The organism is Alteromonas sp. P256 (assembly GCF_036864455.1).
Lineage (GTDB): Bacteria > Pseudomonadota > Gammaproteobacteria > Enterobacterales > Alteromonadaceae > Alteromonas.
In genome coordinates this window covers 1-22,178 of sequence record NZ_JAZETM010000008.1, presented here as the reverse complement: position 1 = coordinate 22,178, position 22,178 = coordinate 1, and the positions used below count along the sequence as shown (strand labels likewise).

General features: G+C 45.5%; 17 protein-coding genes. 6 read left to right on the top strand and 11 right to left on the bottom strand.

Annotated elements, in window-relative coordinates; translation table 11 throughout:
• Positions 1 to 59: 59 nt before the first annotated feature.
• The 7 genes from folC to V7R39_RS12660 form a co-directional block, all read right to left on the bottom strand.
• Positions 60 to 1,361, bottom strand: a complete 1,302-nt coding sequence (gene folC, locus V7R39_RS12690; protein ID WP_334031111.1) for a bifunctional tetrahydrofolate synthase/dihydrofolate synthase — start codon at positions 1,359 to 1,361, stop codon at positions 60 to 62.
• Positions 1,361 to 2,206 carry an acetyl-CoA carboxylase, carboxyltransferase subunit beta gene (accD, locus tag V7R39_RS12685; RefSeq protein ID WP_032096733.1) on the bottom strand — a complete coding sequence of 282 codons (846 nt, stop codon included), beginning with the start codon at positions 2,204 to 2,206 and terminating at the stop codon, positions 1,361 to 1,363. Before accD ends, folC begins: the two co-directional genes overlap by 1 nt.
• Positions 2,207 to 2,449: 243 nt before the next feature.
• Complete coding sequence (gene truA / locus V7R39_RS12680; protein ID WP_334031109.1) at positions 2,450 to 3,241, bottom strand: tRNA pseudouridine(38-40) synthase TruA; 792 nt, start codon at positions 3,239 to 3,241, stop codon at positions 2,450 to 2,452.
• Positions 3,242 to 3,380: 139 nt separating this feature from the next.
• Positions 3,381 to 8,141, bottom strand: a complete 4,761-nt coding sequence (locus tag V7R39_RS12675; protein WP_334031106.1) for a FimV/HubP family polar landmark protein — start codon at positions 8,139 to 8,141, stop codon at positions 3,381 to 3,383.
• Positions 8,142 to 8,693: 552 nt separating this feature from the next.
• Entirely contained in the window at positions 8,694 to 9,710 is a 1,017-nt protein-coding gene (locus V7R39_RS12670) for an aspartate-semialdehyde dehydrogenase (RefSeq protein WP_032096736.1), read from the bottom strand.
• Positions 9,711 to 9,859: 149 nt separating this feature from the next.
• Positions 9,860 to 11,056: a 4-phosphoerythronate dehydrogenase gene (locus V7R39_RS12665; RefSeq protein WP_334031104.1), complete on the bottom strand. Its 1,197-nt coding sequence runs from the start codon at positions 11,054 to 11,056 to the stop codon at positions 9,860 to 9,862.
• Between the two features lie 158 nt (positions 11,057 to 11,214).
• The gene (locus V7R39_RS12660; RefSeq protein WP_334031103.1) at positions 11,215 to 11,970 is read right to left on the bottom strand and encodes a class II aldolase/adducin family protein; all 756 of its coding nucleotides are present in this window, start codon (positions 11,968 to 11,970) and stop codon (positions 11,215 to 11,217) included.
• A gap of 94 nt (positions 11,971 to 12,064) precedes the next feature.
• Between V7R39_RS12660 and V7R39_RS12655 the strand changes: the two genes are divergently transcribed.
• Positions 12,065 to 12,754: a Crp/Fnr family transcriptional regulator gene (locus V7R39_RS12655; protein ID WP_334031102.1), complete on the top strand. Its 690-nt coding sequence runs from the start codon at positions 12,065 to 12,067 to the stop codon at positions 12,752 to 12,754.
• A 158-nt stretch (positions 12,755 to 12,912) separates the two neighbouring features.
• Here V7R39_RS12655 and fabB read toward each other — a convergent pair whose 3' ends face one another.
• Positions 12,913 to 14,127 carry a beta-ketoacyl-ACP synthase I gene (gene fabB / locus V7R39_RS12650; RefSeq protein ID WP_334031100.1) on the bottom strand — a complete coding sequence of 405 codons (1,215 nt, stop codon included), beginning with the start codon at positions 14,125 to 14,127 and terminating at the stop codon, positions 12,913 to 12,915.
• Between the two features lie 439 nt (positions 14,128 to 14,566).
• Here fabB and mnmC point away from each other — a divergent pair, with 439 nt between their 5' ends.
• Positions 14,567 to 16,735: an FAD-dependent 5-carboxymethylaminomethyl-2-thiouridine(34) oxidoreductase MnmC gene (gene mnmC, locus V7R39_RS12645; protein ID WP_334031099.1), complete on the top strand. Its 2,169-nt coding sequence runs from the start codon at positions 14,567 to 14,569 to the stop codon at positions 16,733 to 16,735.
• Positions 16,736 to 16,737: 2 nt separating this feature from the next.
• Here the strand turns inward: mnmC and V7R39_RS12640 are convergent, their stop codons facing one another.
• Genes V7R39_RS12640 through V7R39_RS12630 form a run of 3 tightly spaced genes read right to left on the bottom strand, consistent with a single transcriptional unit; the run spans position 16,738 to position 18,828 of the window.
• Positions 16,738 to 17,472 carry a FlgO family outer membrane protein gene (locus tag V7R39_RS12640; RefSeq protein WP_334031096.1) on the bottom strand — a complete coding sequence of 245 codons (735 nt, stop codon included), beginning with the start codon at positions 17,470 to 17,472 and terminating at the stop codon, positions 16,738 to 16,740.
• Entirely contained in the window at positions 17,472 to 18,236 is a 765-nt protein-coding gene (locus V7R39_RS12635; protein WP_334031095.1) for a FlgO family outer membrane protein, read from the bottom strand. Before V7R39_RS12635 ends, V7R39_RS12640 begins: the two co-directional genes overlap by 1 nt.
• Positions 18,237 to 18,240: 4 nt before the next feature.
• A complete protein-coding gene (locus V7R39_RS12630; RefSeq protein ID WP_334031283.1) occupies positions 18,241 to 18,828 on the bottom strand; it encodes a FlgO family outer membrane protein in 588 nt (195 codons plus the stop codon).
• Positions 18,829 to 19,069: 241 nt separating this feature from the next.
• On the opposite strand from V7R39_RS12630, the gene V7R39_RS12625 reads away from it, so the two are divergent.
• The 4 genes from V7R39_RS12625 to V7R39_RS12610 all read left to right on the top strand — a co-directional run bounded on the left by V7R39_RS12625 (position 19,070) and on the right by V7R39_RS12610 (position 21,492).
• On the top strand, positions 19,070 to 19,354 hold the full coding sequence (locus V7R39_RS12625; protein ID WP_334031093.1) for a hypothetical protein: 285 nt from the start codon (positions 19,070 to 19,072) through the stop codon (positions 19,352 to 19,354).
• A 41-nt stretch (positions 19,355 to 19,395) separates the two neighbouring features.
• Positions 19,396 to 20,364, top strand: a complete 969-nt coding sequence (locus tag V7R39_RS12620; RefSeq protein ID WP_334031091.1) for a Gfo/Idh/MocA family protein — start codon at positions 19,396 to 19,398, stop codon at positions 20,362 to 20,364.
• Between the two features lie 266 nt (positions 20,365 to 20,630).
• On the top strand, positions 20,631 to 20,987 hold the full coding sequence (locus tag V7R39_RS12615; protein ID WP_334031089.1) for a DUF2750 domain-containing protein: 357 nt from the start codon (positions 20,631 to 20,633) through the stop codon (positions 20,985 to 20,987).
• Positions 20,988 to 21,111: 124 nt separating this feature from the next.
• Positions 21,112 to 21,492, top strand: a complete 381-nt coding sequence (locus tag V7R39_RS12610; RefSeq protein WP_334031088.1) for a VOC family protein — start codon at positions 21,112 to 21,114, stop codon at positions 21,490 to 21,492.
• Positions 21,493 to 22,178 lie beyond the last annotated feature (686 nt).

Here is a 22,178-nt window from a genome sequence, read left to right as displayed (position 1 = left end):
GTCTCCTGCTTGAATGACTGCGCCCGTTCCCTTAAAAATTGAAAGGGCGAATTCGCGATTTATTGGCTTTGCTTTACAAGCACATCAGCCACGGTAACAAATGATCCAAACACTAATATAAGCTCATTTGCCTGATAATCTGCAAGTGCACTTTCATAAGCTAGGGTAACATTGTCGTATGTGGCTATATTCTCTATGGTTGTGCCGGCATTCACAAGGGCATTTTTAAGAACTTGCGCTTCACATCCCCTAAAACCTTGAGTACTTGCTACATACCAAGAAGCATTAAGTGACGATAAGGGTGCCAGCGTTTCAGCGATTGATTTGTCTTTCAGCATGCCTACCACAACGCGATATTTATCAACTTTATATCGAGATAGCCACTCTTGCATTGACGCTGTGGCTTGAGGGTTATGCGCTACATCTACCACCACAAGAGGTTGCTCGCTTATTTGCTGCTGACGCCCCGGCATGGTTGTGCTGCGTATAATGGTATTTAGCGCGGCTTCTTCGGGTAATAAATCAAGCATTTCTAGGGCCGCTAATGCTGTGCTGGCATTTTGGAGCGGAATATTCGGGTAAGGAAGCGCTGTGAAGGTATGCTCTTGCCCCTTCCAATGCCATTCACTATGATCAGCTTCTACAGCAGCGGTGAAATCTTTTGTCGCCCAGCGAGCGTTAACCTGTAGCTCGTCGACAACGTCATAAAGAGATGACGGTGGGAACAAATCCCCAATAACAGCATTGCCGTTTAACCGCATTATGCCGGCTTTCTCACGCGCTATTTTTTCACGCGTATTGCCAAGCCAATCTTGGTGGTCGAGGTCAATGGTAGTAATCACAGCTAAATCGGGGTCGATAATATTTGTGGCGTCTAGCCGTCCACCTAAGCCTACTTCTAATATGGCGATATCCACCTGCCAGTCTTGCATCATTTTCATTGCTGCAAGGGTGCTAAATTCGAAATAGGTGAGCGTTATGTCACCCCGAGCACTTTCTATAAATTCAAACGCATCGACAAAGGCTTGCTGTTGGGCAAGTTCACCATTAATTCGAACGCGCTCGCAATAATCAATAAGGTGGGGAGAACTGTACACTGCTACCGTTTTTCCCTGCGACAGCAACGACTGTTCAAGAAGGCGGCATGTTGTGCCCTTGCCATTGGTGCCGGCAACGGTAATGACAAGTGATTCACTGAGGTTAAGCAACATGGCGTTTGCCACGTCCTTCACTCTTTCTAACCCCATATCAATGGCGCTAGGATGAATTGATTCTAGGTAGGATAGCCATTGGCCCAGGCTTTTTTTATCAACAGATGATGTTTGCTCTAAGCCAATGTTTTTATTGTTTTCGTTATTCACTAATTTTTGTAATGCAACTTGGTCAACAAGCCGTGTAATTTATCACGCATATCTCTGCGGTCAACAATCATATCGATTGCGCCTTTTTCCACAAGAAATTCACTGCGCTGAAACCCTTCAGGAAGTTTTTCACGAACGGTTTGTTCAATAACGCGAGGCCCCGCAAAACCAATTAAGGCTTTAGGCTCAGCAACGTTAATGTCACCTAGCATGGCTAAACTTGCAGACACACCGCCCATTGTTGGGTCAGTAAGTACTGATATATAAGGCAGACCTTTCTTGCTCATTTTGGCCAGTGCAGCAGAGGTTTTCGCCATTTGCATTAACGACATAAGGGCTTCTTGCATACGCGCACCGCCACTGGCAGAAAAACAAATAAGTGGCGTATTGTTTTCAAGGCATGCATTCACTGCAGCAACAAAACGCGCACCAACTACTGAGGCCATTGAGCCGCCCATAAAGGCAAATTCAAAACACGCCACCACAACAGGCATGCCTTTCACTTTTCCTTGCATAACCACTAGCGCGTCTTTTTCATTGGTCGACTTTTGCGCCGCGGCAATACGATCTTTATAACGCTTAGAGTCTTTAAACTTTAATAAGTCTTGAGGCTCGTGCTGGGCACCAAGCTCTACGCGATCGCCTTCGTCTAAAAACGCATCAATACGACGGCGGGCAGTTATGCGCATGTGATGGTCGCACTTAGGACAGACTTCTAGTAATTTTTCTAATTCAGTTTTGTACAATACTGCCTGACAAGAGCCACACTTTGTCCAAATTCCTTCAGGTACATTGCCCTTTGTTGAAGTTTGTGTGCGTGGAAGTATTTTTTGAATCCAGCTCATGGAAATTGAATCCTTTGTTTTGATTGCCGGTATTTGTTTTTAATCTTGAGTACCAGCAATGCATTAATTTATGTCTTTGACAGCGTTACAAGAAAAAATGCGTAACCTGAAAAAGCAGCTATCTAATATAGCGCGCTATTAGACCACAATACAACGAAATGGAAAAAACAAAACTGGTCTAAGAAGTTAGCTCGGACCAGTTTTGATTGTGTGATAGCTGTGTTTAAGCACTAGGCTTTGACGCTAGCTTTGTGGCAAGAATAATGGACCAAGCGGCCCTTTAGGAAGCCCGTGCTCATCAGGATAAATCACATCAACAAGATAAAGACCGTTTGGCTTTGCCGTAGAAGCTGCCTTGCTTCTGTCTTTTAGGGCCAGTAATTCCGAAATCCATTCTACGGGTTGCTCTCCCGCACCAATTTCAACCAGCGAGCCCGTAATGTTGCGCACCATGTGATGTAGAAATGCATTGGCTTTAATATCAATAACAACGTAGCGCCCTTGTCGATAAACGTCCACATTCGTCACATTTCGAAAAGGGGTTTTGCTTTGACAAAGAGAGGCTCTAAAAGAAGTAAAATCTTGCTCGCCGAGTAACACTTGAGCAGCCTCGTGCATTTTCGCAGCATCTAAGGGCTTGTGAACATGAGTGACACCGTGATTGAGTATCGCTGGTCGCATTTTACTGTTGTGAATAATGTATCTGTAGCGGCGATGAGTAGCAGAGAAACGCGCATGAAAATTATCATCGACATCTTGTGCCCAAGTTACGGCGATGGAGTCTGGCAAGTTGGCGTTAACACCAAGAGTCCAGGCACGTTCAGCGCGATGAGTATCGCAGTCGAAATGAACCACTTGCCCTGTGGCGTGGACACCAGCATCGGTTCTACCTGCACATTGAACTTGAATTGGCTGATTAGCTACTTTTGATAACGCTTTTTCAAGATACTCTTGAACACTTGGCACTTCTCGTTGGCGTTGCCAACCAAAAACAGAAGCACCGTCGTATTCAATCCCTAAGGCAATTCGCCCCATGATTCTGCTACCTCTTAACTAAAAGCCGCCAAGTGTAGTCATATGGCACTTAACATGCAATATGTGGCAGATAAGATGAAAGATAAGATGACAGATAAGATGGCAATTACCATGCAAGCTAAACATGCAAATAATCGGATTAATCGATGGACTTCAAGATAGTATCAGCTTCCTGTTTTTGTTCTTCACTTCCCTCACGCATAACTTCTTCGAGAAGCTCCTTTGCAGCATCAACATCTTCCATTTCGAGATACGCACGCGCTAAATCTAGATTCGCATTTTGGCCCGCGTCTTTATCAATATCGATAACGGAGTCGGTATCGTTAACGCCTGTAAAGTCGGACAAACTAACGTCTAAATCAAGAGGCTGACTATCAGGATCGTTAAACGTTGTATCATCGCCGTCATCCATTAGCGCCTCAACATCTAAGAAATCTTCAGCGCCGTTGCTATCGCCACCCATCTCAACGGACGGCACATCGTTAAGTAAGGCTTCTAAATCAAGGTCTGGATTATCTAACTTTAACTCTTCTTTACTTTCCTGCTCTAGCTCCTCTTGCGAAAAAGCGTCTTGTGAAGAAGCTTCTTGCGCCTCTTCCGAGCTATCATTTCCGTCAACATCATCGACGTCAATATCAGGCAATGATAGATCATCCGGCTCGCTGTCATCATCGTCTGGTTCAAATGCATCGTCTAACTCAAATGCATCATCCTCGTGATCTGAAGCGTCATCATCTAGCTCAAAGGTATCGTCATCTTCTGCCGGCTCTGCCTCTGAATCTGGCTGGCTCTGTGATTCTTGTGTTGCATCACCAAATTGTTCACTGTCTTGCAGAGTGTTTGAATCTGCTGGTGTATCTGCCTCTAAGCTTTCAAGTAACTCGTCAAACTCGGCACTATCTAACTCATCGAAAATCTCTTCATCTTCAATATCGTCATCACTTTCACCAGACAGCCAATCATCAAGACCAGGTACATCGCCCAGCTCGTTAATATCGTCATCACTTTTTTCTGAATCAGCCGAGTCGCTTACTTGCTCTTGTTGTTCAGGTTCTTGCTGAAGTTCAGACTCTCTATTTTTGTTTGGTTCTTCGCCGTCAATTTCTTGCTCTAGAGAAAAAGCGTCTACGTCATCGAATGCATCATCGAGAATGCTATCGTCATAGTCATTTTCGTCTTGCTCTTCTGAAGAATCCGATTCCGATGCCTCAGGTTCAGCAGATTCACTCTCTGTTGAATCTGGCTCTGCGTCTCCAAATGATGGAATATCATCCATCATGTCTTTTTCAAAGTCGTTTAACGCATCATCTAATGGGTCTGCTGAAGGTTCTTGTTTAGCTGAGGGCTCCTCTTCCGCTAAAAGCTCCTCTTCCGCTGAAGGCTCTTGTTTAGCTGAGGGCTCTTTTTCCGCTAAAGGCTCTTGTTTAGCTGAGGGCTCTTCTTCCGCTAAAGGCTCCTCTTCTGCTGAAGGCTCTTCTTCATCTTCCGGAGGTAATTCTTCATTGACTTCTTCAGGCGCATCAGGTTCCGCTGTTTCATCATTGGATGAATCGTCTTCCGCAGAGGTTTTTTCTTCCGCTGAAGGCTCTTCTTCTGCTGAAGGCTCCACTGCATCTGAAGGCTCCTCTTCCGCTGAAGGCTCCTCTTCCGCTAAAGGCTCTTCTTCATCTTCCGGAGGTAATTCTTCACTGACTTCTTCAGACGCATCAGGCTCCGCTGTTTCATCATTGGATGAATCTTCTTCCGCAGAGGTTTTTTCTTCCGCTGAAGGCTTCTCTTCCGCTGAAGGCTTCTCTTCCGCTGAAGGCTCTTCTTCTGCTGAAGGCTCTTCTTCTGCTGAAGGCTCCACTGCATCTGAAGGCTCCTCTTCCGCTGAAGGCTCCTCTTCCGCTAAAGGCTCCTCTTCCGCTAAAGGCTCCTCTTCCGCTAAAGGCTCCTCTTCATCTTCCGGTGGTAATTCTTCACTGACTTCTTCGAACGCATCAGGTTCCGCTGTTTCATCATTGGATGAATCTTCTTCCGCAGAGGTTTTTTCTTCAGCTGAAGGCTCTTCCTCCGCTGAAGGCTCTTCTTCAACTTCCGGAGGTAATTCTTCACTGACTTCTTCAGACGCATCAGGCTCCGCTGTTTCATCATTGGATGAATCTTCTTCCGCAGAGGTTTTTTCTTCCGCTGAAGGCTCCTCTTCTGCTGACGGCTCCTCTTCCGCTGAAGGCTCCTCTTCATCTTCCGGAGGTAATTCTTCACTGACTTCTTCGGACGCATCAGGCTCCGCTGTTTCACCATTGGATGAATCTTCTTCCGCAGAGGTTTTTTCTTCCGCTGAAGGCTCCTCTTCCGCTGAAGGCTCCTCTTCCGCTAAAGGCTCCTCTTCTGCTGAGGGCTCTTCTTCTGCTGAGGGCTCTTCTTCCGCTGAAGGCTCCTCTTCCGCTAAAGGCTCCTCTTCTGCTGAGGGCTCTTCTTCCGCTGAAGGCTCTTCTTCCGCTGAAGGCTCTTCCGCATCATCGAAGTCAGTGGTTTCTGATTCCAATTCTGCAAGCAATTCATCAGTTAAAGGATCGCTGACTTCTTGTTCAAAGGCCGCGTCTCCATCGTCTGGGTTGGCAAGGTCTTGTTCGCCATCAACGTCATCATCAGTCTCATCACTTTCATCGCTTTCTACAATGTCTTCTGCGTTTTCTGCTTCTGGCTCAAGTTCTGCCTCTAGTTCAGCTAATAAGTCGTCGGAAAGGGAGTCATTAAAGTCGTCTTCTTGCTGGGCGGCGTCTTCAGGTTGCTCGTCTGCTGATTCTTCATTTGCGGGAGCATCGTCTGTAGACTCATCCTCATCAGGCATTTCGCTTTGCAGCTCGGCAATTAGCTCATCTGACAAGGGATCTGAGAAATCGTCAGCGTTTTCTATATCGTCGCTTTCAATTTCATCATCTAACATTTCATCTAGGCCGTCAGTGATGGAATCGAAGTTTTGTATTGATTGAGGCGAAGGTGCTGCCGAAGTGATCTCTTCTTCTAATTCATCTTCGTCAACGTCTTCATCGTCATCAAGGCCGCCCATCATTTCAATTTGCTCAATTTCATTGAGTAAATCGTCGGTAATCTTGTTTATTTCTTTGTCTTGTTGATGTATCTCGTCGTCGAGTTTCTCGAGCATTTCTTCATCAATAAGATCATCTTTGCTGTCTAATTCGTCAGTCAGTGCGGTGTCCGGCTCGTTTTCTTCTAGCAGATCGTCAATGCTGATTTCGGGCTTTTCGTCTTCATCGTCAACAGTAGGTAGTGACGCCGTTTCTGTAGCGCTGTCTAATAAATCATCAATATCGTCTTGCGATGCGTCGCCACCACTATTCTCAAGCAGCGCATCTATATCATCCACGTCCACATCTTCGTTCGCGGATGAGTCGTCTTCGCCGAACTGGTCTAATATATCGTCGGGGTCTACTTCTTCTGATGAGTCTTTACCTGAAGAATCCTCCTCTGATGAGGCTTGGCTTTGTACATCATCTAACAAATCGTCAATATCAAAATCATCGTCTGAAGCGGATGTGTCTTCTTCAGTTTCAGCATTGCCTTTATCATCAGAGCTATCTTTATCGTCAGAGTCGTCCTCACTGTCGCTGCTTTCATCAAACAGATCGTCGTCTTCAGATAAATCGATGCCGTCTAAATCGCCTGCTTCGTTTTCATTGAGCACTTTGTCAGACAAATCATCGTCGTCGAATAAACTGTCTAACTCGCTCTGGTCGAGCTCATCATCACCCGCTTCGAATAAGTCGTCTGTATCATCATCTGGTACCAACAAATCGTCTTCTAGGTCGGCAAAGTTTTCAAGCTCGTCGTCTAAGCTTTCTTCAAGGTCTGATGTTAAAACGTCATCGAGCAAGTCGTCGTCGTTAAACAAATCGTCGTCAGTGAGTTCGTTATTATCATCTAAATCAGGCGCTAGCGCGCTTGATAGGTCGCCTAAATCGCTGTCTGGAACCGGTACATCATCATCGTCGCTCAATGCATTAGATGGCGCTGCTGGCGCCTCTTCAGGCTTGCTGTTGCGCTTGAGCAACCATGTAATCAGGCCACCAACCAACAGCAAAGACAGCACTGCTGAGCCTATTAGCAAGCTAATTGGGCTCATTAATTTGTTTAAAATAGAGTCTTGTTTTTCTGCGGCTCTTTCTGCCTGCTCTGCTCTTATCATATCAAGCAGTTCTTGCTGCAGTGCCACCTGCATATCAAGCTGTTCTTTTACGTCGCCCTCTACTTGCCCTCTTAGCGATTCAAGCTCACCATTTACCGCTTCAACGCGCTCATATAGCTTTCTGTTTTCGTTCAATATTTCTTGAACATTGTCGAGTGACGCTGCGAACTGCATACGCAATTCGTCAAACTGTCGAGTCTGCTCTGCATCTAAGCGAGTAATTTTTTTCTCAATGTCGGTTTGCGTTTGTGAAAGGTCGTTTTGATTAACAAGCGGAGAGGACGGCTTGATATTTTTGACACTGCTGCCTGGCTTATTGAGGGCTTCAGCAAATTCACGCTCGTCTTGCTCGGCACGCAATTGCGCTTGCTCTTTGCTGATGCGGGCAATGTATCGCTCTGAAGGAAGTTTGAGCGTTGCGCCATTAACTAGCAGGTTGAGGTTACCGTTTTCAAATGCATCGGGGTTCAGCTCGTAAATAGCTGTCATAACCTGATACACGCTGAGATTATTGTTCTGTCTGTAGCGCTCGGCTATGCGCCAAAGCGTATCGCTAGAGTCGATGGGGCCGTACTCAAGACCAGAGAATTGATCGCTAGCGTCTTTTGGTCCTTTCAATAAGGTCGCTGTTTCTTGCGCATTTACTGAAGATATAGGGGCAAACAAACAAAATGTAAGTAAAAGTAAGCCCGTCAAATGCAATTTCATAGCAGTCCTATATGCCCTCAAGCGTCTTTACCACCCTTTTAGGTTGATGGATTTTTGCGCCAGCTTATTCCAAATAAAACGTGCTGGCTTTTATTTTTATTTTCAATTTCGTGTCGTCATTCATAGTGAATGGCGATGTACACATTGCCTTGACCATCCGCCTAATACAAAAAAGGTCGAATGGCTTTGCTAAGTGTCTGACTGAATACCAATTTTCGCAAGTTTAAATGCCCAATCTTTAGACTATAAACCAGTTAACCAGGGCAATCTAGTGAGCGGTGCCGTTTTAGTGCCATTTTCACTCAATGCGTACTAAGTGCCCTTTCCTAACCTAATTGTTCGAAACCACTCGTTTGTCACATGCTGGTTTGAAACAATCTGTATCACGAGTAACGTGTAATTATCATAGTGTCATATCGGCAAGTAGTGAAAAATGTTTATTATTTACTTACCGATACAACAACCTATCTAGGGATTACCCTTATCTAGCGATTACGCGGCCACCCCAGTACTGTGATGCTGCTGTGCTGCTACTGTAATAGCACTATGCTGTTACATATAGTCGCGAATGAGCGTTTCTGCTATTTGAATACTGTTAGTTGCAGCACCTTTTCGAATGTTATCCGACACTACCCAAAGGTTTAGGCCGCAAGGGTGCGTAATATCATTTCTTACGCGGCCCACATGCACCATATCATTCCCGCTGGCACTGCTTACCTGAGTTGGAAACTGCTCTGCACTTTCATACAGGGTTACGCCTGGTGCATCCGCAAGCAACTGCTTAACTTGCTCTGCATCAATGGGGGAATGCGTTTCTAAGTGAATAGCTTCGGCGTGACCATAAAACACAGGCACGCGCACTGCTGTGGCGTTCACCAAAATGCTATTGTCGCCCATTATTTTCTGAGTTTCCCACACCATTTTCATTTCTTCTTTGGTGTAATCGTTATCTTGAAATGCATCAATTTGAGGAATGGCGTTAAACGCTATTTGACGACTAAAGGCATCGGGTTTTACTTCACGGGCATTCAAAAGACCAGCAGTTTGCTTTGCTAGCTCTTCCATAGCGTCTTTACCTGCGCCAGATACCGATTGATACGTACATACGTTAATGCGTGATATGCCCACTGCGTCTTGGATAGGCTTCAACGCTACCATCATTTGAATAGTGGAGCAGTTAGGATTAGCAATAATATTGCGATTGCGAAAATCGGCGAGTGCGTGTGCATTTACCTCTGGAACCACTAATGGAATATCGGGGTCGTATCTAAACTCGGAGGTGTTGTCGATAACAATACAGCCTTCTTCCGCCGCTAGCGGCGCAAATTTAGCGGAGATACTGCCACCTGCAGAGAAAAAACCAAATTGAACACGCGACCAATCGAACTCATCAGCATCTTCAACTTCAATATCTTCGCCTTTAAATGAAACCGTGCTGCCTGCAGAGCGTTTACTGGCTAAAGGGTATAAACGGTTAATGGGAAAGCCGCGCTCTTCCAATAACTCAATCATCGTTTGCCCAACTAAACCTGTTGCGCCAAGAACTGCAACGTCAAACGCTTGCGACATAATGTTTTCTTCTCCTAAGTGTTAGTAAACGCACTACGCGCTTAGCTAATGGGGTATTTAAAATATTGATATAACGCCATCTTCACTCGCATTACTGCCAGTTAGGCACAGCAATCAGCAAGTGATTGGCACTCAATTCGAATTATAAATTACTGCGCTTGCTCACGCTGTACCGAAAACCCTAGGTTCTTAAGGGTTTTCGCAATTTCTTCACTGGTATTATGCGGCACCACTAATGTGTGTGCACTGCACTCTCTTCGTACCCGATAGTGCTTGCGCAATGCCGCAAACTGCGAGGCCACACTCTCAATAGAGGCATGGGCGTCAGCGCTTTCTATTTGTTTAATTGACTGCCTCATTGTTATATCGTCAACGGCGACATCGTAAATTCGGTGAAACACATCTATTAAATCATCTACGGATAATCGCGTTTGTGTCGGGTGTTGCAAAAATACCTTGATAGGCGGAATTGACTCTAAAAAGTCAGACAACGCTTTGGTCGCTTTTTGGCTGGTGCGGTGGCAAATTTGCTCATATATCATTTGTGTGCCGCGCACTTTACCCTCAACAGAATGACCCGCTATATGAGGCGTGACAAACCAGCAGTGGTCGAAAAGACGGGTATCGATCGCCGGCTCATTATCAAAAACATCGAGTACCACGGTAGGCGCGTTTGGTGACGTTAAACGAGCGTGCAAAGCGAGTTCGTCTATAACTTCGCCGCGACAGGCATTGATGAGTAACTGATGATCATTAAGTTGGCTTAGCAATGCACTATCAATTAATTTACCCGTTGGATGAGGACCACCGCGTACAAACGGTACGTGCAGTGTAATCACATCGCAACGTGCAATGTCATCCATTTCTACAAACGCTCTTTTATCTCCTGCTTCTTGAAGCGGCGGATCGCACAGCACATAGCTAACACCTACAGCGTCAAGCAATACAGACAGCGCAGTACCCACGTTACCCGCACCCACAATACCTACCGTTGCCGAGTATAAATCCAGCTTTTTACTTTTTTGGGCGTGCAGCAGAACGCTTAGTACATACTCGGCCACCGCAACGGCGTTACATCCGGCGGCTGAACTGTGCGCTATATTGTTAGCGTTTAAATAGGCCTTATCAATGTGATTGGTTCCAGCGGTGGCGGTAGTGACAAACTGAAGTCTGTTTGCATATTTAAGCAGCTCAGGCGTTACCTTTGTGGTAGAGCGAAGGGCTAAAATATCGATATCTGCAAGGTCGCTTGCCACTAAATTTTGCCATGCGTAAGTGATTACCTCACCTACGTTGTCAAGGTAACTCGCGCCAAATGGGATAGTGTCTTCAAGAAGTATTTTCATGACCACAAGTTTACCCCAAAATAGGGCGATAGTAACCCAATTAGACGGGTAAACTTGTGCTCTCGCTTAGCACTGCGTGCGCCAAGCGTTTTTTTAATCGAACATTTTTCTTCAAGCTTGCTTTAATCAGAAAAACGGTGTTTTTTGTGCTTCTTTATTTAGGCATCAAAGCCTGGGAAACGTCTCTCTACTCTGCGCTTTATACCAGGCCATGCCAACGAACCACCAGCCTGTTTAGTGACTTGGGCTGCTTGGGCTCTAATACCCTGCAGTATTGCAGAGTGGATAGGAATAAGCTTTTGGCCTGTGGCCTGGGCTTTTAACTGAATTTCGCATGCTCGCTGCATAATAAACATAAATAGGAATGCGTCTGCGATAGTATCTGCACAGGTAAGCAAACCATGATTTCGCAAAATCATAAATTGGGTATCGCCCAAATCTCTCACCAAGCGTGCTTTTTCATCGGGGTTTAAGGCAACGCCTTCATAGGAATGATAAGACAGCGACGCCAGCGGAAATAGCGATTGCTGCGAATAGGCCTGAAGCCCGTCTTCGAGTACTGATACTGCAACGCCCTCTGTAGTGTGAAGGTGCATGACGCATTTTGCATCATCGCGGGCTTCGTGCACTGCACTGTGAATGGTAAACCCTGCAGGATTAATGTCGTACTCACTGTCCATCACTTTATTGCCGTGAAGGTCTACTTTTACCAAGCTAGATGCCGTTACCTCGTCGAACATCATTCCATATGGATTAATAAGAAAATGATGTTCTGGCCCGGGCACCCGAGCAGATATGTGAGTAAAAATAAGGTCATCCCAGCCGTACATGGCCACAGCCCGATAACATGCGGCTAAATCTACACGGGTCTGCCACTCTTCTTCGCTCACCTGAGACTTTACAGAATCACTCATAACTTACCTCAAATCGTGTTGTAATTTTTTGCTACCTTACCGCTGAAAACAGGTATAGACTGTCGTTACAACGACATTGTAATAATTTTGTTAAATGGAACATTTTAAACCTGTACTAATAAGCTCTTCTTGGTTTTCTTCACTACCTGAATATTTGCAAAATGAGCTACTAGGCAAAGTGCGACTTAAGCACTTTAAAGCCGGTCAACAGCTACACGCTAAAGGCGAGGACGGCGTTGGTTTTTACGGAATATGCGAAGGTCGACTACGTGTGACCACGATTGGCGTAGATGGCAGTGAGATGCTGCTTGCGCTTTTGGGCCCAGGAACCTGGTTTGGCGAAATTTCTATGTTCGACAACCTTCCCCGCACCCACGATAATTTTTGCGAAACCGACAGTACTATTGCCGTTATCCCTAAAAATGCGTTTAACGAACTGCTGAAAAAATTTCCAGAACTGTACCCTTATTTCGCCACGCTGCTTTGCGCTAGGGTAAGAAGTGCCTTTCAGTTTATCGATGCAAGTACTGGGCTGAGTTTAAAGCATCAATTGGTAAAGCGACTGTTAATGTTAACCACCAGTTACGGGCAACACGTCCCTGAAAACAGCGCCATTACATTAACACTATCACAAGAGTCACTGGCGCAAATGATAAACAGCTGTCGGCAAACCGTGAATCGGCTGTTAGGTGAGCTTCAACAAGAAGGGCTCGTTTTACTACACTACGGTAAGATAACTATCCCCAACCCCGACAAACTGTTTCACGACTACAGGTTTAGGTAGTCGCAAAATAACGCGGTTATTTATGGTAGATAAAAAACGGTATGTAAAAAATGGTGCATAAAAAATCCCCCAAGACCGATTAGGCTCGTTGGGGGATTTTTTATGGTGTCTGAATTACAACATTGCTTTTAATAAAAGCACTAACAGAAGTGACGGCATTAGCGGTTGTAGCGCTGCATAACTAAGGTTGCATTTGTGCCGCCAAAGCCGAAGCTGTTAGACATCACTGTGTTTAGCTGAGCGTCTCTTGCCTCAGTGACAATATCAAGGCCTTTGGCTGCGTTATCTAACGTGTCGATATTGATTGACGGCGCGATGAAGTTGTTTTGCATCATAAGCAGGCTGTAAATAGCTTCGTTGACGCCAGCAGCACCCAGCGCATGGCCAGTAAGCGATTTCGTTGCACTGATGGGCACGCCCGATGAGCCAAACACTTCCTGAATAGCCGCTAACTCTTTTACATCACCAACAGGCGTTGATGTGCCGTGAGTGTTTAGGTAGTCAATTGGGCCTTCAACGTTCTGCATCGCCATTTTCATACAGCGAATAGCGCCTTCACCAGAAGGGGCTACCATGTCGAAGCCGTCTGAGGTAGCGCCGTAACCGGTGACTTCGCCGTAAATTGTCGCGCCACGAGCGAGAGCGTGCTCAAGCTCTTCAACTACAACCATACCGCCGCCACCAGAGCTTACAAAGCCATCTCGTGCTGCATCGTAGGTACGAGAGGCTACCGATGGGTTGTCGTTGTACTTTGAGCTTAGTGCGCCCATAGCGTCGAACTGACTTGATAGCGACCAATGAAGCTCTTCACCGCCACCGGCAAACACCACATCTTGTTTACCAAGCTGAATAAGCTCTAGGGCGTTACCAATACAGTGTGCACTTGTGGCACAAGCTGAGGCGATTGAATAGTTAACACCGCGAATTTTAAACGGTGTGGCTAAACATGCAGACACTGTAGACGCCATGCATCGTGGAACCATATATGGCCCTACTCGCTTAACCCCTTTTTCGCGAAGAATATCGGCAGATAGCACTTGGTTTTCAGAAGACGCACCGCCAGAGCCGGCAATAATACCTGTGCGATCATTTGAAATATCACTTTCTTCAAGGCCAGAATCTGCAATAGCCTGCTGCATGGCAACATACGCGTATGCAGCCGCATCCCCCATGAAGCGCAAGGCTTTGCGGTCGATGTGCTCTTTTAAGTCAATATCAAGATTACCCCACACCTGACTGCGCAGGCCCATCTCGGCGAACTGCTCTGAAAATGTGATCCCAGACTTACCTGCTATTAATGATGCAAGTACGTCCTCTTTATTTACGCCGATGCTCGATACAATACCAAGACCGGTGATAACTGCTCTTCTCATAGTTTACCCTTTGCGTTGATGCGGCATATGTTAACGATTTTATGAGATAAAGTGGTCTGCTTTGCACTTCAACACAAAACCCTTTTTTGTGAACACCTGTAACGGTTAAATCCAATCCCCGCACCTTGATTGTTAATGCGTTACTTCTATCGGTAACGCTGTCGCTGTGTAAACAGCTTGTCCTTAAGGTAGCATGAAACTTTGGCTTAGAATATCGCACTGCCTCGACGTTGGAAGAAAATGAAAAAGCTTTCATTAATGCTTTTATACAAGCTGCACATCACAATTTGTTCAACAATGGCTAACGCGCTTTAGATAAATTAAAAACTTTTACGGTAAAGTTTTTTGAGGCCTTGTAGAATATAGCACTGGCAAGTGACGCCATTATGACACGCGGAAACACAACAAATACATAGCTTAAAAAGAGGTTAGATAGGTAGTGAAGTCTAAACATGCGCAAGTACATTTTAATGAAAACGGCATACCCATTGCCGATCATTTTGATGACGTTTATTTTTCTAACGACAGTGGCATTAATGAAACCCAGCATGTTTTTATAAAAGGTAATGACCTTCATCAGCGCTGGACGTTATGGGATAAGCCACACTTTACTATTGCTGAAACTGGTTTTGGTACTGGTTTAAACTTCTTGGTAGCCATGCATGAATTTACAAAGTTTAGGCAGGCAAACCCTCACCACCCTCTCAAGCGCTTATTTTTTATCACTACCGAAAAATACCCGCTACCAAAGGCCGATATTCAGCGTGCGTTATCAACGTTTACGTCGCTACAGGCCGAAACAGAGGCATTAATAGCGCTATATCCGATAGGGCTTGATGGGTGCCATCGGCTGCATTTTACTGCATTTGATACCATACTAGACTTGTGGATAGGCGATGTGCATCAGTTACTTGGGCAATGGCATTCACCTGAAGAAGGGCTTGTAGATGCATGGTTTTTAGATGGGTTTGCGCCAAGTAAAAACCCTGACATGTGGACCGATGCATTGTTTTCACAAATGGCTCGGCTGTCAAAAAATGACACTACATTTGGTACTTTTACGGCGGCGGGTATTGTAAAGCGTGGGTTGGCCAATGTTGGATTTGTGATAAACAAACGCGCAGGATTTGGTCGCAAACGAGATATGCTTACCGGTTATTTTCAACTTACATCGGCAAGTGAAAATGAGGACAATAATATAGAAACGCCAGTACGGCCCTCACCTGAGTCTGAGTTACAATCTTCACCCCAGTCTTTACCTAAAGCTACACAAAAGAAGCATTCTCAGAAATTGCGACTGCCAGAGGGGCCTTACTATCGATATAACAACGCGCCCCTTACAGAAGAACACCATGTGGTTGTGGTGGGGTCTGGACTTGCTGCCGCAACAATGTGTTTGGCGCTAACCAAGCGCGATATTCGCGTAACGCTCTGCTTTGACGGCGATAGTCTAGCGCAGGGCGCTTCGGGTAATCCTCAGGGTGGCTTTTATCCTCAGCTTCATAGTGAAGCGAGTATCGCCAGTCGTTTGCAGGCTCACTGCTTCTTATATGCGAGAGATTATTACGACAGCGTTAACAGCAACATTCAGTTGCAAACCAGCATCAAAACCATCACTAAAACGAGCAATAAGAAGCCCACAAAAGAAGAAAATAAATACGATTTTTGTGGTGTTATCCAGCTTCGATTTAATGACAAAGTGGGTGTACGACAAGCGAAATTGGTGAACGACGACGTATGGCCTTCAGAGCTTATTAGGCACGTAGACATTGATGAAGTACGTCGCATCGCTGGGGTTGATTTACCCTATGAAGGTTTGTTTATTCCCAAAGGCGGATGGTTGTCGCCCCCGCAACTTGTTAGCGATATTATCGATTTGGCCAAGGCAACAGGAAAGCTAACGCTAAAACCCAACCATTGTTATGTGTCTCATAGTAGCGATGGAGATGTTGAATTTACGCATGGTAAGAGCATAACGGCAGATCATGTGGTACTTGCATTAGGCGCAGGAGCCGTGGGCACAGATGCATTTGATAGTCTTCCTTTAAGGCCTGTGCGAGGACAGGTTGAAGCCATTGCATCACAACAACCTATTGACGCATTAAAAACGGTGCTTTGCCACAAAGGGTATATGACTCCGGCCATGGAAGGACGCCATGCACTGGGCTCTACGTATGTGAAAAACGACTTGGCCGTTGAGCCTCGCGAAGAGGAAAGCGAGCAAAACATAGCTACTCATGAACAGGCCCTTGCGAATACGGATATGGTGAGCCAATTGAAGCATGATGGTATGGCGAGAGCGGCGACGCGACTTGGCTCGCCTGATCATCAGCCGGTGGTTGGCGCACTGTATAATTTTAAAACGCTAAAGCAAGAATATGCCGATTTAGGGGTAGGAAAACCGTTTCAACAAGTGGGTACGTTGCCGCAAAGCAATGTGTCTACATTAAGTTGTTTAGGCTCAAGAGGCCTCACTACTGCCCCACTTTTAGCCGAAGTATTGGCGAGCACATTATTAAGAGAGCCACTGCCGCTGAACAACGATTTGCTTAATGCGGTTAACACCTCACGCTTTATGGTGCGTGAGGCCGTGCGAGGCGAGTTTTAAATTTACTCGGTGATGGATGATGGCGCCTCAACACGCGCCATTTTATTCAGATCCATTACTATAAACGCTGGGATATACACATTTGCGCTGGCAACAATTTGTTTATTTTGCAGTGAAACAATTCTGGCATTCACTCTCACGCCTCTATCGTCTTCGATGATGGTGCCAGTTACTACATGGTCCATCTCAACGCTTTTGGCTAAACGCTTACCGCTTCGTGACATCACAAAGTCGCCCTGCGGCGTCACCGTTATGCCATCAGTCAATTTAAAATCGACGATGGCTAAGCCAAAGTCTTGCAGTTCAGTGATCAAGTATTCCGATAATTGGTTGCCCAGCACTGTACTGTCGCTTAGCCCCGCATTTAAACGTACAAAACTCGCAATACCCACGGTATGCTGCTGAGTGAGTCTTGTGGCGTTGCCCATTAGCTCCATCGCCAACTGTGACGCGTAATCGTTTAATGCTTTGTGGGTTTTAGCGGGAAAGAAACCAGAATGAATAGGGTCTTTATACCCTGGGGTCACCGCAACATGTTGCTGATACTCTCTGTCTCTAGAGTCTGGAGTGTAAACCAGACCAGAGCGACTTGGCACTGAAACAGGCTCTGCATCATGGGTAATTTCACCGTCTTCGCCTAACCAAAACGAACCGATTGATTCTGTGCTTGAGCACCCCGTTAGTGCTAAAACGCTTGATACAGCTGCAATAGAAAAAAACGCTGTTAGCTTCATCATTAGCCTCGGCTTAACTTCACACCATCACGCATGGAATTACTCTCACTACCATCGCTGGGTATAAGAGCATCGACCACATAAAATGGCACAAGCATTTGCGCGCTCGCCACTACCGCGCGAGATTCCATTCCTAAGATGCGAGCATTAACTAATACACCGCCTTGATGCTTAGTCATGGTGCCCGTTAATACATACTCAATAGGCAGGCTACTGCTGAGTTCGAGATAATCGCGGCTTAATACAAAGTCGCCACCCTCGGTAATGCGAATATACTCAGTAGCTTTAAAATCGATAACCGGCACGCGAAACTTATGCAGCTCATGCACAAACGACTCAGCCATTTGTCGGCCAAGTAAATCCGTTTGCTGAAGGTCTGTGTCTAATAACGCAAAGTGGGTAACGCCAATGGCTGTTTTGTTGTTTACGTATTCCATATTAGCAATGAGATCTTGCGTCATATTCTTTACATAATCGCCGATGTGCTTGGTTAACGGACGGCCTTTATACGCGCCCTGTACACTTGAATACAGTGGCGGCTGACCAATAGCGCCGTAGGCATCCATCCCCTGCTCTTGTGTCTCGTCATCAGCTCTGCGAGGCATTGCAGGCGCGCGATCTTCAGCCGTGATATCAATAACATTCATTGCTGGACGCACAGGTACCTGTTCAGCCACTTCTTCATCGCCCATCATCATAGAACAGCCGCTAAGGCTTAAAAACGATGCGGATAGAATATAGGCTACCGAGCTATTAAATTTTTTCATGGGCTTACCTTACACCTTCAGTTCTGTACAGCTTTCCATTGCGGGTTGTGACTTGCTCTTTTTGCCAAAAAATTTCCGCAGGAAAGAAGCGTGTAGCAGCAGCAACAACATCTTTATTTCGGGCATCAATAACGCGAGCATTGACCATGGCACCAGACTCTTGGTACACCATAGTGCCGGTGATGTAAAAATCGACCCGTTCAATACCCGAGAGCTTTTCGATATCCCGCGTGAGGATCCTATCGCTTTCTTCACTAACAATTATATCGTTCGATAACTTAAATTCTTGAGTAGAAAAGCCTCTTTTTGTAGCCTCTGTCATCATTCCCTGTTCGAGCTGATGGCCAAGCAACATAAGAGGATGTTGGTGTTCAGCGTTATATTTCATAGTATCGACCGGAACGAAACCAACAACCGCGTAGCGAGATTGACGGGGTGTGCGCACATCTGAAAACAGCTCGTTGGCCAGCATGTATGTGTAATATTCCACATTACCTAACGCAGAAATGGAGGGGTCTGACTGAATTCTCTGTGCATTGTCGTTACTTGACGATGAGCACCCCGTTACGGCAATGGCTAGTGCAGCACCCATTGCAACAACTAGCGCAGCACTTTTGTAGGCCTTGATGTTAAGCGGTTTAAACATAATACGTTTCCAAATAAAGCGCGGTTTCGAATAACGCCAGGTTTTAGTGACATCAACCTGCCCGTCAAAAAAGCGGCAAGGGTGGACTAAATCAGTACGTAATACCCTACTATTAACCTTGTGTAGCAAGTTTTACACCAAGGTTTTTACGCTTTCAGTTGATATGAGCTGGTACAAATGACATGCAGTGAGTGGGATAAAGGGCGGCCATGCCAATGACTATTCGCCAAGCGACATCGAAGAGAGCAGAAAAAGCGGAGAAAAAGGAACTATTAGCGGAAGATATTTGCCGCCTAAAAGCCGCAAAGACAAAATAGAATCACAAAGCCTCTTAGCAACACTTGATCACAAAGCATTTTTACGAAACACCTTCACAAAACATCGTCACACAGCACATTGCGTTAGTATTGTATTGGCAATACCGAGCAAGCATGTTGTTATAGTGCCAACGCAAAGCGAATTCTATCGCTAGTGGAATTTCAACGCTTATAGAGGCAATAAAGGATTTAACAAATGTCAGAAACAACGGTTAATTGGGGAATATTGTCTACAGCGAGAATTGCCCATACATTTGCAAAAGACATTGCGTACTGTGAAAGCGCCAATTTAGTGGCAGTAGGCTCTCGGCACCTCGATAGCGCGCAAGAATTTGCAGCAGCGCACGGTATACCTCATGCGTACGGCAGTTATGAAGATTTACTCAACGACCCACATATTGATGCCATATACATTGCCACCCCTCATACCCTTCATGCAGACAATGCGATAGCCGCACTTAAGGCGGGCAAACATGTGTTATGTGAAAAGCCTGCTACGACGTCTCCTGAAGAGTTGGAGCGTATTATAAGGGTGGCGAAAACAGAAGATCGGTTTTTCATGGAGGCCATGTGGACCTACTTCTTACCAGCTATTAATGAGGCGCTAGCGTGGGTTAACGCAGGCCGAATAGGCAAACTGCTTCACGTTAAAGCTAGCTTTGGATTTACCATGCCCTACTCTGCTACAAGTAGAGAGTACGCCCGTGAGTTAGGAGGTGGATGCTTGCTAGATATGGGGATATACCCTATTGCTTTAGATGCGCTTTTTAATACAGATGATGCGCCCCCTGTGGTACTAAACAGCGATGTAGCACCAAATGGCGCTGACAACGACGTACTTTGGATGTATCGATATAACGAAGTTGTGTCGGTGCTACACAGCAGTTTTAAAAGCAACTTAGGAAATGATGCGCTTCTTATTGGCACTGATGGAACCATAAAGATACCAGACTTTTGGAAGGCAACAGAGTGCATACTCTATAAAGGATTAGAGGTAGAAGCGCACTTTTCGGATGAACGCAAAGGCAGCGGTTTTGAGTTTGAAATAAGCCACGCGTGTGAGCACATTTTAAATAAAACCCACGAATCTGATGTAATGCCCTTCTCCGTATCACGCAGGTTTCAAGAGCGTTTGCGCGGTGTTAGCGAAAATATACAACGTTAAATCTGAAACACAAAATAACAAATTTAGGCGTACTCAGGCAAAAAATTTAACTGTATGTAAACACAGTTAATGCAAATTTAATTCAAACGGAAAATAAAAGGGCCATTTTCCGTTTTTCGCCCCTGAGCTTTTTAAAATAAAGCGTAGGATATTGATGCAAATGCAGTTACGTGCGAGAGTGGAATAATTATTTGAGTGATATACGGAAACATTCCACCTTGCATAAAGGATTTTTTCCGTACATTAAATTGTTAGGAGACAAGGAAATGTCAGCAGGCGTGGCACAAGCAAGCAAATTTTACGAAGAAGTCGCAGCGACTCAAATAGTTTGGTTTGGTTGCCTCCCAAACGAAATACTCTTAGAGTTTGAGTTTAGTGACAACAAAGTATCGTTGCCCCTATGGTCTTCCAAATCTAGAATCGAGAGGCTTAAAAAACTGAAGCCTGAATTGCTCGGAGAGGTCGAAGCACAAAGTGTTAGCTGGGCGCAATTTAAGGAGCACTTCTTACCTATCCTACAGGATGATGAGAAAGTAGTTGGGGTAAACCTTTCAGGGAAAAACCTGACCGGCATAGATATTCCAGCATCAATACTAGTTAAGCAAGTAGAGGCATTTGGGTAATGTCTCCTAGAAAAATCAAGTTCGCCCGCTGCGCGGGCTGGGACGCAAACACGCAGGGCGGCTTCGCCATTATGCCCTGAGTGCTTGCGCCCCTTATTTAAAAGTTAGCCTCTTGGAGATTTAAATGGAAATGAATCAAGTCACTCTTCCGGTAAAAAACATGGATGAAACAGTAGAGTTTTACCTGGCCCTAGGTTTTACTCAAATCGTAGATACTCCTCACTATGCAAGGTTTTCTTGTCCCAAAGGCAACTCAACTTTTTCTCTTTTTCTGGAATCAGAAGAGTTCAAAAATGGCGCTATCATCTATTTTGAAACCGAGGAACTTGATAAGCTTGTGGAAACTTTGGCCAAAAAAGGAGTTCAGTTTATGCAGCTTCCAACTGAACAAAGTTACCTTTGGAAAGAGGCCGTTTTAAAAGATCCCTCTGGGAACAAAATTAAACTATTTTGGGCTGGTGAAAACCGCTTATCACCACCGTGGAAAGTCAACAAACGTGGCTAACAAAACGCTAAACACATTCCCTTCGGTCACTGGGACACAAACGCAGCGGCGCTTCGCTATTTTGCCGCTACGTTTGCGCCCGTTAGCTTAAAGTTAGAGGACTATATGGAATTTAGAAACTGGATAGGTATCATCCTAATCGTTATCGGAACGTCTCTCCAAGTATATGGGTACTACGGAGAAACTTGGATACGAGTAATTTCATTCATAATAATCGTACTTGGTGTTGCCGTTTTTGCTACTCAACGATACATCGCCAGTTCCGAAAACTCTGAATTCAACTATGGCCCTAGTAGCAAAAATACTAGCTTGCCATTAATGGGTGATATTTTTAATACCAGTGGCCAACGCACTGGTGGCAGAACTGACAGTAATTACTCAAATGACCACTCTAGTGGCGGTGACGGCGGAGGTGGTGGTGACTAAGTCCCCTAACAAACCAGTCAAGCTCGCTCACTTCGTTCGCTGGGACACATACTCACCGGCGCTTCCGCGATTATCGCCGGTAAGCATGTGCCCCTTACTGGGGCTACATGGACTCCCCTTTGTCAAGCAGTAGCTCTTTAGATAACAAGAAGATCTGACAGCAGCTCTACATTCGGCGTTTACCAGCTTTGTTAGGCTATCGCCCTGATGATTTTCGCTTGAGCAATGCCTCATTCGTTAATCAGAGTATTTCTCTCTTG